13 protein-coding genes are annotated in these 13574 nt (G+C 72.2%); 6 read left to right on the top strand and 7 right to left on the bottom strand.

What is annotated here, in order from left to right:
- Positions 1-2: 2 nt before the first annotated feature.
- The 6 genes from ligA to H299_RS0116085 are packed head-to-tail and all read right to left on the bottom strand — an operon-like array spanning position 3 to position 5331.
- Complete coding sequence (gene ligA, locus H299_RS0116060) at positions 3-407, bottom strand: protocatechuate 4,5-dioxygenase subunit alpha (RefSeq protein ID WP_027749224.1); 405 nt, start codon at positions 405-407, stop codon at positions 3-5.
- Positions 404-1306 (bottom strand): amidohydrolase family protein, encoded by a 903-nt coding sequence (locus H299_RS0116065; RefSeq protein WP_027749225.1) that lies wholly within the window; start codon positions 1304-1306, stop codon positions 404-406. The genes ligA and H299_RS0116065 overlap by 4 nt, the downstream gene beginning before the upstream one ends.
- Entirely contained in the window at positions 1303-2319 is a 1017-nt protein-coding gene (locus H299_RS0116070) for an amidohydrolase family protein (protein WP_027749226.1), read from the bottom strand. Before H299_RS0116070 ends, H299_RS0116065 begins: the two co-directional genes overlap by 4 nt.
- Positions 2316-3434, bottom strand: coding sequence for a 4-oxalomesaconate tautomerase (locus tag H299_RS34515; protein ID WP_051262535.1), 1119 nt, complete (start codon positions 3432-3434; stop codon positions 2316-2318). Before H299_RS34515 ends, H299_RS0116070 begins: the two co-directional genes overlap by 4 nt.
- A 29-nt stretch (positions 3435-3463) precedes the next feature.
- Positions 3464-4150, bottom strand: a complete 687-nt coding sequence (locus H299_RS0116080) for a 4-carboxy-4-hydroxy-2-oxoadipate aldolase/oxaloacetate decarboxylase (protein WP_027749227.1) — start codon at positions 4148-4150, stop codon at positions 3464-3466.
- A complete protein-coding gene (locus tag H299_RS0116085; RefSeq protein ID WP_027749228.1) occupies positions 4147-5331 on the bottom strand; it encodes a 4-hydroxybenzoate 3-monooxygenase in 1185 nt (394 codons plus the stop codon). Before H299_RS0116085 ends, H299_RS0116080 begins: the two co-directional genes overlap by 4 nt.
- 117 nt (positions 5332-5448) lie before the next feature.
- On the opposite strand from H299_RS0116085, the gene H299_RS0116090 reads away from it, so the two are divergent.
- The gene (locus tag H299_RS0116090; RefSeq protein ID WP_027749229.1) at positions 5449-6213 is read left to right on the top strand and encodes an IclR family transcriptional regulator; all 765 of its coding nucleotides are present in this window, start codon (positions 5449-5451) and stop codon (positions 6211-6213) included.
- Positions 6214-6555: 342 nt separating this feature from the next.
- Here the strand turns inward: H299_RS0116090 and H299_RS0116095 are convergent, their stop codons facing one another.
- Entirely contained in the window at positions 6556-7053 is a 498-nt protein-coding gene (locus tag H299_RS0116095; RefSeq protein ID WP_027749230.1) for a GNAT family N-acetyltransferase, read from the bottom strand.
- A gap of 210 nt (positions 7054-7263) precedes the next feature.
- Here H299_RS0116095 and H299_RS0116100 point away from each other — a divergent pair, with 210 nt between their 5' ends.
- The 5 genes from H299_RS0116100 to H299_RS34525 form a co-directional block, all read left to right on the top strand.
- The gene (locus tag H299_RS0116100) at positions 7264-8373 is read left to right on the top strand and encodes a DegT/DnrJ/EryC1/StrS aminotransferase family protein (RefSeq protein WP_027749231.1); all 1110 of its coding nucleotides are present in this window, start codon (positions 7264-7266) and stop codon (positions 8371-8373) included.
- Positions 8370-9488 (top strand): class II D-tagatose-bisphosphate aldolase non-catalytic subunit, encoded by a 1119-nt coding sequence (locus H299_RS34520; protein WP_486587294.1) that lies wholly within the window; start codon positions 8370-8372, stop codon positions 9486-9488. Before H299_RS0116100 ends, H299_RS34520 begins: the two co-directional genes overlap by 4 nt.
- Complete coding sequence (locus H299_RS0116110; RefSeq protein WP_027749232.1) at positions 9485-10627, top strand: phosphotransferase; 1143 nt, start codon at positions 9485-9487, stop codon at positions 10625-10627. Before H299_RS34520 ends, H299_RS0116110 begins: the two co-directional genes overlap by 4 nt.
- Before the next feature lie 181 nt (positions 10628-10808).
- On the top strand, positions 10809-11507 hold the full coding sequence (locus H299_RS0116115) for a L,D-transpeptidase family protein (protein WP_027749233.1): 699 nt from the start codon (positions 10809-10811) through the stop codon (positions 11505-11507).
- Between the two features lie 157 nt (positions 11508-11664).
- Positions 11665-13574, top strand: a 1910-nt coding sequence (locus H299_RS34525; protein ID WP_037759217.1) for a choice-of-anchor A family protein, incomplete at its 3' end; no start/stop codon positions are given.

Consider the following 13574-nt stretch of genomic DNA (forward strand, 5'->3'; position numbering starts at 1 on the left):
TGCTAGCGTCCTTCCCTGATGGATCGCAGGCCTTCCGGCGAACGACCGCCCGCGAGCATGGTCGCGGTGTACTCGGCGACGGGAATTCCGGTCATGAGGCTGGCGGCCTCCGGGAAGGAGGTCCCGTCGGTGGCGAAGATCTTGGCGAGGAAGTAGATGTTGCCGCCTTCGGCGATCGCGGCATTCCAGTCGCGGGCGAGAACGGCCTGCTTCTGGGCTTCCGTCATGGGCCACGCATCGAGGTAGGCGCGCTCGTCCGCCTTGAACTCGGCCCGGTTCTCCGCCCGGGTGAGACTCATGCAGAACTGGTTCAGGTGGTAGCCCTTGCGTGACTGCTCACCGGTGAACACGGTCGTGCCCGGTATGTCTTCGAGATCCGTGTGTTCCGTATCCGTGTGTTCCGTCATTTCCCCGCACCCCAGTAAAGTCGCGTCGGATTGCTGACCAGCAGCCGCTGCTGCTTCTCCTCGGTGGCGGCGATGCGCGGCACGAGATCCACCAGGTCGCCGTCGTCGGGCATATGGCTCCTCAGATTGGGATGGGGCCAGTCGGTGCCGAACAGCACCCGGTCGGGGAATTCGTCCACGAGCGCCTTCGCGAAGGGCACGACATCGTCGTATCCGGGCGGTCCGGCCACCGTGAGCCGGTCCGGGCAGGTCACCTTGGACCAGAACTGCGGGTGGTCCCGCAGAAGAGTCAGGAACAGCTCGAACTCCGGTCCGTCGACGGGCCGGGTGACGTCGGGGCGGCCCATGTGGTCCACGACCACGACCGTTTGCAGCGAGGTGAGGAACTCCCACCTCTCGGCCAGGTCCGCCGCCTCGAAGTAGACGACCACGTGCCAGCCCAGCCGCGCGATCCGCTCCACGACGGCGTGGTAGTACGCGTCGGCCTCCCGGGTGACCAGCCGCCGTACGAAGTTGAACCGGACCGCCCGCACCCCCGCCTCGTGCAGGAGGTGCAGCTCGTCGTCGGTGACGTCGCCGCGGACCGTCGCGACGCCGCGGGCACGGCCGTCGGCGGCGTGCAGCGCGTCGAGAAGGGCGCTGTTGTCCGCGCCGTGGCAGGTGGCCTGGACGATCACGTTCCGGTCGAAGCCGAGGTGGTCCCGCAGCGCGAACAGCTCCTCGCGGCCGGCGTCGCAGGGCGTGTACGAGCGCTCGGGCGCGTAGGGGAAGCGGTCTCCGGGGCCGAAGACGTGGCAGTGCGCGTCCACCGAGCCCGGCGGCAGGCGGAACCGCGGCGTACGCGGGTCGGGGTGGTACGGCAGCCAGTCGGCGTCCGGCGGGAAGGGTGCGGTGGTCATCGGCCCCTCACCTCCAGCGCCGCGTTCAGGCGCGGGTACACCCGGCGGGCGTTGTGCTCGTAGACCTTGGCCCGCTCGCCGGGGCTCAGCGCGAGCGCGTCGACGTAGCGGCGGGTGTCGTCGTAGTGGTGGCCCGTGCGCGGGTCGATGCCGCGGACGGCGCCGATCGTCTCGGAGCCGAAGAGGATGTGGTCGCTGCCGATGACGTCGAACAGCAGGTCGATCCCGGGCTGGTGGTACACGCAGGTGTCGAAGAAGACGTTGCGCAGCACGTGCTCCGCCGGTTCGGGCCTGCCGAGCATGTCGGCCAGCCCCCGGTACCGGCCCCAGTGGAAGGGCACCGCTCCGCCGCCGTGCGGGATGACCAGGCGCAGCTCGGGAAGGTCGCCGAAGAGGTCGCCCTGGAGGAGCTGCATGAACGCGGTGGTGTCCGCGTTGAGGTAGTGCGCGCCGGTGGCGTGGAAGTTCGCGTTGGCGCTGGCCGAGACGTGCACCATGGCCGGTACGTCCAGCTCGATCATCGCCTCGTAGAACGGGTACCAGCTCTGGTCCGTCAGGGGCGCCGAGGTCCAGTGCCCGCCGCTGGGGTCGGGGTTGAGGTTGCAGCCGACGAACCCGAGTTCCTCCACGCAGCGCCGGAGTTCCTCGACGGACCGCTCGATGGGGACGCCCGGCGACTGCGGCAGCTGGCAGACGCCGATGAACCGCTCGGGATACAGGGTCGTGACGCGGTGGATGAGGTCGTTGTTCACCCGTGCCCACTCGGCGCTGACGGTCTCGTCGCCGAGGTGGTGCGCCATGCCGGAGGCGCGCGGCGAGAAGACGGTCATGTCGATGCCGCGCTCGTCCATCAGCCTCAGCTGGCCCGCGACGGACTCGCGGATCTGGTCGTCGGTGAGCGCCGGGTACGGGGGCGGCGGCGCGCCCTGCGCGTACGCGGCCCGCTGGCCGTCGCGCCAGCCGGTGTGCGCGGCGGGCACGGTGGTGTGGTGGCCGTGGCAGTCGATGATCATTGAGGGTGTCCTCCTCGTGCGGCGGCGCCGGGCGCCGCCTCCTCCGTGGTGAAGGCCTCGCCGCGCATCAGCAGGCGCGCGGTACGCAGCAGCGCGGCTCGCCGGACCACCACGGTGGTGCCGTCGGACACGACGTCCATCGTGACCGTGAAGCTGCCGGTGGGGTGCTCGATGTCGAGCTGGGCGGGGCCGGGGGCGTTTCCCGCCGAGTCCCCCGCGGTGTCCCCCGCGGCGCTCCCCGCGAGGTCGGCCGCGACCGAGCCGGGCACCCGGCACGCCGTCGCCACCGACACCGCGCCGAACACCCCGATCGCCTCGTGCACCCGGTGCGGGATGAAGGTGCGGGTGGCGATCAGCCCGCCGCGCTCCGGCGCCGACAGCAGGGTCACCTTCGGGACGGTCCCCTCCCGCACGTCCCCCAGGTTCATCCGGCGGCCCGCCGCCACGCGCAGCCGCTCCACGGCCTCCCGCAGCCCGGCGTCGGCCTCCAGGTCTGCCGGGTCCTCGTGCCCGGTCACGCCCAGCGACGCGGCGGCCACGCACACCACCGGCATCCCGTTGTCGACGCAGGTGACGGGCACCCCCTCGATCACGTCCACCGCGTTGCCGGTCGGCAGCAGCGCCCCGCAGGTGGACCCGGCGACGTCCTGGAAGTCGATCGGGATCGGCGCGTGCGAGCCGGGCACGCCGTCGATACGCGCCTCGCCGCCGTAGCGCACCCGCCCGTCCGGCGTCCGCACCCGGGCGACGGCCAGGCTGCGGGTGTTCTCCATCCAGATCCGCACCTCGGTACGCGGGTCGCCGGCGTCCACGAGGCCCTGGTCGATCGCGAACGGTCCGACGGCGGCCAGCATGTTGCCGCAGTTCTGGTGGTCGGACACTTCCGCCCGCTCCGGCCAGACCTGGAGGAAGAGGTAGTCGACGTCCGCCTCGGCGCGGGCGGACCGCCGTACCACCGCCACCTTGGAGGTGAGCGGGTGGGCGCCGCCGAGGCCGTCGATCTGCCGCGGGTCGGGCGAGCCCATCAGCGACCTCAGCACGGCGTCCCGGGCCGCACGGTCCGGCGGCAGGTCCTCGGCCAGGAAGAACAGCCCCTTGGACGTGCCGCCCCGCATGACCGAGCAGGGGATCGCCCGCCCGCTCGTCACAGGTCCCCCGCCTCGACGTAGCGCAGGCCGCGTTCGGCGAGCTTGGTGCGCATGCCGTACAGGTCGAGGCCGAGTTCGCCGGCCGCCAGCCGCGCCCGCTTCGCCTCCTCGGCGGCCTCGCGCATGCGGGCGCTCTCCAGGACCGTTCCGGCCTGCGCGCGTTCCACGACGACGACGCCGTCGTCGTCGGCGACGATGACGTCACCGGGGCAGATGCGCGCGCCGCCGCAGACCACCGGCGTCTGCACGTTGCCGACGGTCTCCTTGACCGTGCCCTGCGCGCTGACCGCACGCGACCACACCGGGAACGCCATGTCGGTCAGCTCGGCGGTGTCCCGTACACCCGCGTCGATGACCAGGCCCCGTACGCCGTGCGCGCGGAGGCTGGTGGCGAGGAGTTCGCCGAAGTAGCCGTCCGTACAGGGGCTGGTGGGGGCCACCACGAGGATGTCGCCCGGCCTGGCCTGCTCCACGGCGACATGCAGCATCCAGTTGTCGCCGGGCGCCACCTCGCAGGTCAGCGCGGTGCCGGCGATACGGGCCGGCCGGTAGATCGGGCGCAGCCGGGGGTCGAGCAGGCCGCGGCGCCGCTGTGCCTCGTGCACGGTCGCGACGCCGAACCCGGCGAGGCCGTCGACGGTCTCGGTGTCGGTACGCGCGGTGTTCCGGACCACCATGCTCATCGGTAGGACCACCCTGTGTCGTAGGTCAGGCCGGTGTAGTTCTCCGCCACGGCGGTGGCCGCCGACCGCGAGGACGTGATCCAGTCGAGCTGGGTCGTGGCGAGGCGCTCCTCGAAGGGGTCGGCGCCGGGCGACTTGTGCAGGATCGAGGTCATCCACCAGGAGAAGTGGGTGGCCCGCCACACGCGGCGGGACGCGGCCTCGCTGTATCCGGCCAGCAGGTCCTCGCGCCGGTCCTCGTAGTAGCCGCCGAGCGCGCGGGAGAGCAGTCGTACGTCGGCCACGGCGAGGTTCATCCCCTTGGCGCCGGTGGGTGGCACGATGTGGGCCGCGTCGCCCGCCAGGAAGAGGCGGCCGTGCCGCATGGGGGTCGCCACGAAGCTGCGCATGGGGGTGATGCTCTTGTCCAGCACCGGGCCCTCGGTCAGCTCGAAGCCCTCGTCGTCGCTCAGCCTGGTGTGCAGCTCGGACCACACCCGGTCGTCGGACCACTGGGCGAGGTCCTCGTTGGGCGCGACCTGGAGGTAGAGCCGGGTCACGCTGGGTGAGCGCATGCTGTGCAGCGCGAAGCCGTTGCCGTGCCGGGCGTAGACGACCTCGGGACACGAAGGCGGCGCCTGGACGAGCACGCCCAGCCAGGAGTACGGATAGGCGCGCTCGTACTCCTCGCGGCCGGGCACCAGGCCCCGGCTGATCCCGTGGAAACCGTCCGCGCCGATGACGAAGTCGCAGCTGATCCCGACGCTCTCGCCCGCCTCGGTGAAGGTCAGGCGCGGGCGCTCGCCGTCGAGGTCGTGCACGGCCACGTCGGCGGCGTCGAACCGGATGTCGCCGCCGGTCTCCAGCCGCGCGGCGATGAGGTCCTTGACGATCTCCTGCTGTCCGTAGACGGTGACGCAGCGTCCCGCCAGGTCCTCCAGGTCCATCCGGTGGGTGCGCCCGCCGAAGCGTACGTTCAGGCCCTCGTGCACCAGGCCCTCGGCGTCCAGCCGCTTGGCGACGCCCGCCTCGCGCAGGGTCTCGACCGTGCCGTGCTCCAGGACGCCGGCCCGTACCCGCTGCTCCACGAACGCGCGGTCCCGTCGCTCCAGCACCACCGAGTCGATCCCCTGCAAGGAGAGCAGGTGCGACAGCAGCAGCCCCGCGGGTCCGGCACCGATAATCCCCACTTGAGTCCGCATGCACCCTCCTGGTTGCTTCTCTCCGTAACTGGTGGCAGCTTGGCCATCGAGGCCGGATCTCGGGGTTCGATTTCCACCCTGAGGAAAACTTTGTGGTCGGGGGCAGGTGAGGCGGTCATGAGCACCGACAGGCTCTCGAGCACCCAGCGGGCGCTCGCCGTCCTGGACTGCTTCACGACCGACGTGCCGACGCTGACCCTGTCGCAGATCGCCCGGCGCCTCGGTCAGCCGGTGTCCTCCACCCACCGGCAGCTGCGGGAGCTGACCCGCTGGGGCGCGCTGGAGCGCGACGCGTCGGGGCGCTACTCGATCGGGCTGCACCTGTGGGAGGTGGGCGCGCTGGCGCCGCGGAGCAAGAGCCTGCGGGAGGTGTCGCTGCCGTTCCTGGAGGACCTCTACGAGGCCACCCACCAGAACGTGCAGGTGGCCGTCCTCGACGGGAACGAAGTCGTCTACGTGGAGCGCCTCTTCAGCCACTCCGCCACCCGGATCATCGCCCGCCCCGGCACCCGGCTCCCGCTGCATCCGACCGGCGTCGGCCGGGTCCTGCTGGCGCACGCCGGGACGGACCGGATCAACGAGGTGCTCAGCGGCCCGCTCAAGCGGTACACCGAGTACACCGTGGTGGACCCGCGGGAGTTGCGGCGCGAACTCGCCGCCGTCCTCGCCAACGGCTACGCGATCACCGACCGGCAGTTCGAGCTGGTGTCGACCTCGGTGGCGGCGCCGGTCCGCGGTGCGGACAACAACGTGGTCGCCGCGCTGTCGATCATCGTCCCCTCGCGCGACGGCACCGCCCGCGGCTTCGTCCCCGCCGTCGTCGCCGCGGCCCGGGGGATCTCCCGCTCCCTCGGCGCGCCGCTTCCCCGGCCGGGCGGGTAGCGCCGGGGGCGCTGCCCCGGTGTGGCGGCGGCCCCTGTCCGCACCTGCCCCAGGGCACCGTGGCCGTGGCCGTGGTGGGAACGCTCAGCGGGGCCGGGCGGGCGCCGCCGCCGTCAGCGAGATGCTTCCCGGACGACCGCGGGCGGACGGGCGCCTCCTCGCTGGTCGACGACCTGGTGGACCCAGGACCGGTCGGCGAAGCCGGGAACCGTCGTGCAGCCGTGGCCGGATCTGCCGTACAGCGTCCTGGGCTCTTCCGTGCCCACCGCGGTCCGGCCTGCCGCGGTCGGCCCCGGCTGCGCCCTGCGGCGTCCGGGCTGTGCTCGCCGCGCGGGGCGCGGGTCAGGCGGGCCGGTCCAGGGCGTAGACGGTCACCTTGTTGCCGACGAGCGTGTCGCTGCGCAGCGGGGCGAAGCCGAGGCGCTCGGCGACGCGTACGGAGGGGGCGTTGCCGGGGCGGATCATCGCGGTGACGCGGTCGAGGCCGAGGGCGGTGAAGCCCCAGTCGACGCAGGCGTGGGCGGCCTCGGTGGCGTAGCCGCGGCCCCAGGTGTCGGAGCGCAGCACCCAGCCCGCCTCCACCTCGTCGAACTGCTTCCAGTACTGGAGCCCGGCCCGGCCGAGGAAGGCGCCGGTCTCCTTGAGTTCGACCGCGCACAGGCCGTGCCCGCGCAGCGCCCACTGCTCCTCTATGGTCTTCAGCCGCGTGAGCGCCCGCTCCTGCGTGTAGCTGCCCACGAACTCGTTCACCTGGTCGTCGTCGTGCAGCGCCACGAACGCGTCGACGTCCTGGCGGGTCAGCGGACGCAGCAGCAGACGGTCGGTCTCGAGGACGGTCACGGGCTGAGGCTAGCGCCACGTCAGCCGCGGCACCAGGGACCCTCGGCGCGGCCTGCCCGAAGCGTTCGGCCCGGGAACCCGGGGACAGGTGCGAGGTGCGGGCGGCAGTTCCAGGCGGCATATGGACGAGGGGTTTTCAAGATGCGTGTGCGGGGAACGGATCTTTTTGGTACATACCAATGGTCGACGCCGACCGCATCGAGGGTGCCCATGACCAGGGTCAACCGCTACGACTTCCCCGCACAATTCCCCGATATCGACGGCGGGTTGCTGCCCGCCATCCGCGAACTGCTCCTCAGAGGCGACTACGTGCTCGGCGAGGCGGTCTCCCGCTTCGAGCAGGAGCTGTCCGACTACCTCGGCACCGGCCACGTGGTCGGGGTCAACTCCGGTACGGACGCGCTGATGCTCGCCCTGCACGCACTGGGTACGGGACCCGGCGACGAGGTGATCCTGCCCGCCAACACCTTCCACGCAGGCCCGCTGGCGGTGGCCCGCCTGGGCGCCGTACCCGTCCTGACGGACTGTCACCCCGACACGTTCCTGATGGATTTGGACCAGGCGGCAGCCCGTATCACCGAACGCACCCGTGCCCTGATGCCCGTTCACCTCTACGGGCAGGCCATGGACATGGACGCGGTGTGCGCGCTGGCCGCACGGCACCGGCTGCGCGTCGTCGAGGACGGCGCCCAGGCCATCGGCGCCCGCTGGCGCGGTGCCCGGGTCGGCACGCTCGGCGACGCCGGCTGCTGGAGCTTCACCCCCGCCAAGAACCTGGCCGCGGCCGGTGACGGCGGCGCGATCAGCGTCGGCGACCCGGCGCTCGCCGAGGAGCTGCGGCTGCTGCGCCACTTCGGGCAGCCGCGGCAGAACGAACACGACCTGCTCGGCTGGAACTCCCGGCTCGACACCCTCCAGGCCCTCGTCCTCTCGCACAAGCTCCCGCGACTGGACGCCTGGAACCAGCGCCGGGCCGAACTGGCCGCCGCCTACGCGGAGGGCCTCGAGGGCCTGCCGGTCACCTTCCAGCAGGGCGCGGAGCCCGGCGGGCACGTCTTCCACCTGCTGCCGGTCCGGGTACGGCGGCGGGACCAGCTGCTGGTCCGGCTGAGGGAGGCGGGGATCGACGCGGTGGTGCGCTACCCGCACCCCGTCCACCTCCAGAAGGGCTTCGCCCAACTGGGCCACGGGCCAGGCGACTTCCCCGTCGCCGAAGCGCTCGCACGCGACACGCTGTGCCTGCCGCTGCACCCCACGCTCGACCCGCGCCACGTCACCTACGTCTGCACACAGGTCCGCCGATTCTTCACGGAGGAATGACGATGCACTTACCCGCGAGGCTGGGCGTCGGCCCCATGTCCCGGAACGCCGTCGACGCCGCGATCGCTTTCGCCTACTCGCGGCGCGAGCCGCTGATGCTCATCGCCAGCCGCCGCCAGATCGAGTCGGCGGCCCAGGGTGGCGGCTACGTCGAAGGGTGGGACACCCGCACCTTCGCCGACTACGTACGGGCGCGCGACCCCGACCGGCTGCTGCTGCTCTGCCGCGACCACGGCGGCCCCTACCAGCACCCGCGTGAGCGCCAGGGGCAGTTCTCGGCCGCCGAGGCCATGACCTCCGCCGCCGAGTCGTTCGAGGAGGACCTGGCGGCCGGGTTCGACCTGCTGCACCTGGACACTTCCGCCGACCTGCACGGCGCGGCCCCCGCCGACACCGCGATCGAGCGGACCGTCGAACTCTACGAGCGGGTCGCGGCCACCCCCCGCCCCTGGACGCCGATGTTCGAGATCGGCTTCGAGGACCAGGGCCGCGACACCGGCGACCCCCTCCTCTTCGAGGCCCAGCTCGCCGAAGTGCTGGGACGGCTGCGCAAGCTGGAACTCCCGCCGCCCACCTTCGTCGTGGCCCAGACCGCCACCAAGGTGGTGGAGACCGGCAACGTCGGCGCGCTCACGGTGGCGCCGGTCGCGGTGACGGCGACGGTACGCGCGCTGGCCGCCATCTGCCGGCGGCACGGCGTCGCGCTCAAGGCCCACAACTGCGACTACCTCCCGGTGCCGGACCTGCGCGCTCTCGTCGGCGCCGGGGTGGACGCGTTCAACGTCGCGCCGGAGCTGGGCGTGGCCGAGACACGGGAGTTCGTCCTGCTGCTGCGCGAGGCGGGCCTGTCCGCCGAGCTGGACCGCTTCCTGCGCCTCGCCTACGAGTCCGAGAACTGGCGCAAGTGGATGGCGCCCGACACCCGGGCCAGCGACACCGAGCGGGCCGTCATCGCGGGGCACGGGGTGTACAACACCCCCGAGTTCGCCGAGATCAAGGCCGCCGCCGCAGCCGCGGTGGCCTACGACCTCGACGCGCGGCTGCGCCAGGCCGTCAGCGCCGTCATCGCACACCACGCCGGCGCCCTCGCCGTACCGGGGCAGGTGGCCGCATGACCATCGAGCAGCAGGAGGAGGAACTGCTGGAACGGCTGAGCGCGCCGGACCGGGTGGAGCTGACCGAGGGCGGCTCACCCGCCCGCCTGGTGCACTCGCCCTCGACCGGCACCGTGCTCAAGCTGCTGGTCGACCTGCCCGGCGCCGTCGACGGGCACGACCTCGGCTCGTTCCGCACCAAGATCGACCAGATCACCAAGGTACGTCACGAGGTGCCGGAGCTGCGCTCCGTCTACACCGACCTGAGCGAGCAGTTCCACGGCGAGAACTGGTCGGCGTACACGATGCCCTTCTACTCCGGCCGCGACGTCGCGGCCTCGCTGCGCGAGGGGCGGCCCGGCTTCTGGGAGGACCTGCGGGCGGTGGTGCGGGACCTGACCGTGCCCGGCTACCTGCGGGCCCATGTCCCCGCGCCGCCGGGGCACATCGCGGACGTCCACGCCGACCGGCTGATCCGCCGCTTCTGGCTGCTGCGCTCCCACCTGCCCGAGCGGCTGGTCGGGGCGGAGAAGGTCACCGTCAACGGGCGGATCTGCCGCAACCCGCTGGACCTCGCGCGCACGCTGCCGCAGTTGAGCGCCCGCATCGACCCCGTACGGCTCCACTATCCCGTGCACGGCGACCTGAACACCCGCAACATCCTCATCTCCGGCACCGGCCACCGCATCCTCGACCCCCGCGGGACCCTCGACTGGTGGGACCCGGCCTACGACCTCTCGAAGATCCTCTTCAGCCTCACCGTGTGGGACGCGGGGCTGCGGCGCGGTTTCCGGATCGAGGACTCCGACGGCCAGTGGCGGGTGTCCGTGCGCGGCGGCACCTACCCGGGGTACCGGGAGGCGGCGCGCGAGCTGCTGCCGAGGCTGCGGACGGTCGAGGGGTTCGACGGGCTGGAGGACCCCGGCTGGGAGAGCAGATACCTCCTCGGGCACGCCTTCCACCTGCTCGCCGAGGCCGCCTGCCGGCTGTCGGACATCAAGAAGCGGACCAGTGAGCAGGGGGAGGAGGCGCTCAGCCCCGTCGAGCTGGCCACCGGCCACTACCTCTACGGTGCGCTCTTCCTGGAGGACGCGGTCGCCCAGCTGGAAGGGCGGGGGCGGATCGACCACGACGCCACGCTCGCCCTGCTGGACGCGTAGCCCGCCGTCCCGGCTGCGTCCCGGCCCGTCCTGGCCACGTCCCGGCCCCGTCCGTGCCCCCGGATGGCCGTCACCGGGGGCGGGACGGGGCCGGGGGCCGGAGGGTGGGGTCATGCGTGCGACATCTGAGGAACGACGACCCCGCCCCCGGCCCCGCTCCCGCCTCCGCCTCCGAGGTGGCGTGCAGGCCCTGGCCGTGCTCGTGTGCGCCGGCGTGCTCTGCTCCCTGGCGCCCGCCGCGCTCGCACGGGACGGCGCGGACGCGGCGTGCGCCGCCGGGACGGGGCCGTACCAGCGGCAGCTGGAGCGCTTCCTGAAACTGACCGTGGACGGCTCCCAGTCGCCGGCGGACTGCGCCGCCGTCCGCGCCTTCCAGCGTGAGCAGCGCCTGGAGCGCCGGGACGGCTACGCGGGCCTGGAGGCCTACCGCCAGACCCAGATCGTGCGGGCGGGCAAGAACCCGAACGCCGACGGCTCCTGCCCGGTGGACGTCGGCGTGGTCGTGTGCGTCGACATGACGCGCCAGCTCCTGTGGCTCCAGAGCGGCGAACGGCTGGAGTACGGCCCCGTCGCCACGCGCACCGGCCGCTGGGGCGAGCAGACCCGGCCGGGTCTGCACGAGATCTTCCGCCGCGTCCGTGACGACTACTCACGCGAGTACGACAACGCGCCGATGCCGTACTCGCAGTACTTCGACGGCGGCCAGGCGATCCACGGCCGGTACGACGACCTGTTCGACGGCGGCGGCTCGGCAGGCTGCGTCAACCTGCGGCTGCGCGACGCGAAAGCGCTGTGGGAGAGGCTCGGCGTCGGCGACAAGGTCTTCGTCTGGGGCCAGAAGCCCGGTACCTCGGCCAAGGGGGGCGCACGGGGCGCCTGAGAGGGCGGGCCCGGCGGCAGGTCTGCGCCGCGCGGGTGATCCCTCGGTGGGCCATGAGCCGGAACCCCGGGCATGAGGCTTCTCGGATGTGACTCTTCGTCCTGTATGTCGCATATGCGACCACCGGGAGTCACGCCACGAGGAGGCCGTCACCGCCATGTCCCGTACCCATCACCACGCCAGACGGCGGTCAGGTGCGCTACGGCGCGGCCTGATCGCCGTCGGCGCTGCGCTGCTCGGGGCGGCGGTGCTGCCGGCCCCGCCGGCCGGCGCCGCCGAGGCGAGCCCGGAACGGGCGCAGCCCCCCGCCGCCAACCGCGCCGTCATCCAGGCCCCGCTGCCCGGCGGGCTCGGCCCGTGCGTGCCCGGCGACTGCCCCGACGGGGACTACCCGCCGATCAACAACGGCGACATCATCTACCGCGACGACGGCATCGCCATCTACGTCGGCGGCGACTACCGGGTACGCGAGCGCGCGTCCGAGGCCGAGGGCCGGGTCGTCGTGCTCGGCGACTTCGACATGAACAAGTCGGCCACGGGCAGTCAGGTCTACAACCTCGGCGAGGTCGGCGTCGGCTCCCGCGTGGCCCCGCCCGTCGGAGCCGACTGGCTCACCACCGGCGGCGGCATCACCATCGCGGACGGGCAGCGGCTGCTCGCCGAGGACGGCGTCGTACGCCACGCGGGCCCGGTCAGCGGGACTGTCGAGGCCACCCTCGTCGAGGACCCGGACGCGGCGGCGCCGTACGAGGAGCTGCGCGGGGAGCTGACCGACGCCAGCCAGTGCTACGCGCACCCCGAGGGCCCGGGCAGCGTCCGCGAGCCCACCGGGACGGCCGTGCACGCGAACGGTCAGACCACCTTCACCGGCGACGGCACCTCGGCGCTCCAGGTCTTCAACGTCGACTTCGACATGACCTCGCCCACCGGCGGGCAGGAGGGCATCGTCTTCGAGGACATCCCCGAGGGCGCGACCATCCTGGTCAACGTCCTCGGTGACGCCCGGGTCATCAGCACCTACAGCGGGGGCATCTCCGACACCGACCCGTTCAACCAGCTGCGCAGCAGGCTGCTGTGGAACTTCCCCGACGCGGGCGACGTCGCGTTCCAGGGCACCGGCCAGTTCCAGGGCAGCGTGCTGGTCGGCAACCAGGCGTCCGAGACCACGGTGCAGCTCCCGGGCATGAACGGCCGGTTCTTCACCACCGGTTCCTTCACCCACACCAGCCCGAGCCCCACCACGGGTGGCGGCGAGGAGATGCACAACTACCCCTTCCTGGGCGACCTGCCCGACTGCGGAGAGCCCGAGCCGGAGGGCGAGGTCTCGGTCCTCAAGGTGGACAGCGAGACCGGTGACCCGTTGGCGGGTGCGGAGTTCGAGTTGTGGGAGGAGACCAACGGTGTCGAGGGTCTTCAGACCACGGGTGCGGACCCGGACACGCTGGTGGTCCCGTCCTGCACGACGGAGGCCTCGGGTGAGTGCACCTCGACGCAGATGGCGGGTACGTACTACTGGCGTGAGATCGCGGCGCCGGACGGTTACGACCTTCCCGACCCGAATGTTTTCGGTCCGCTGACGTTGGATGAGGGGAACATCGAGGAGGGTGTGTCCGTCACGGCGGAGAACACTCCGAGTGAGGAGGAGACCGGTGAGGTCTCGGTCCTCAAGGTGGACAGCGCGACGGGTGACCCGCTCGCGGGTGCGGAGTTCGAGCTGTGGGAGGAGACCAACGGCGTGGAGGGTCTTCAGACCACGGGTGCGGACCCGGACGCCCTGGTGGTTCCGTCCTGCACGACGGACGGCGCTGGTGAGTGCACCTCGACGCAGATGGCGGGTACGTACTACTGGCGTGAGATCGCGGCGCCGGACGGCTACGAGCTGCCTGATCCGAATGTTTTCGGTCCGCTGACGCTGGATGAGGGGAACATCGAGGAGGGTGTCTCCGTCACCGCCGAGGACGACCGGATTCCCGGTGAGGGCGAGGTGACCGTCGTCAAGGTGGACAGCGCGACGGGTGACCCGCTCGCGGGTGCGGAGTTCGAGCTGTGGCAGGAGACCAACGGTGT

It is taken from the genome of Streptomyces sp. CNH287, from assembly GCF_000424825.1.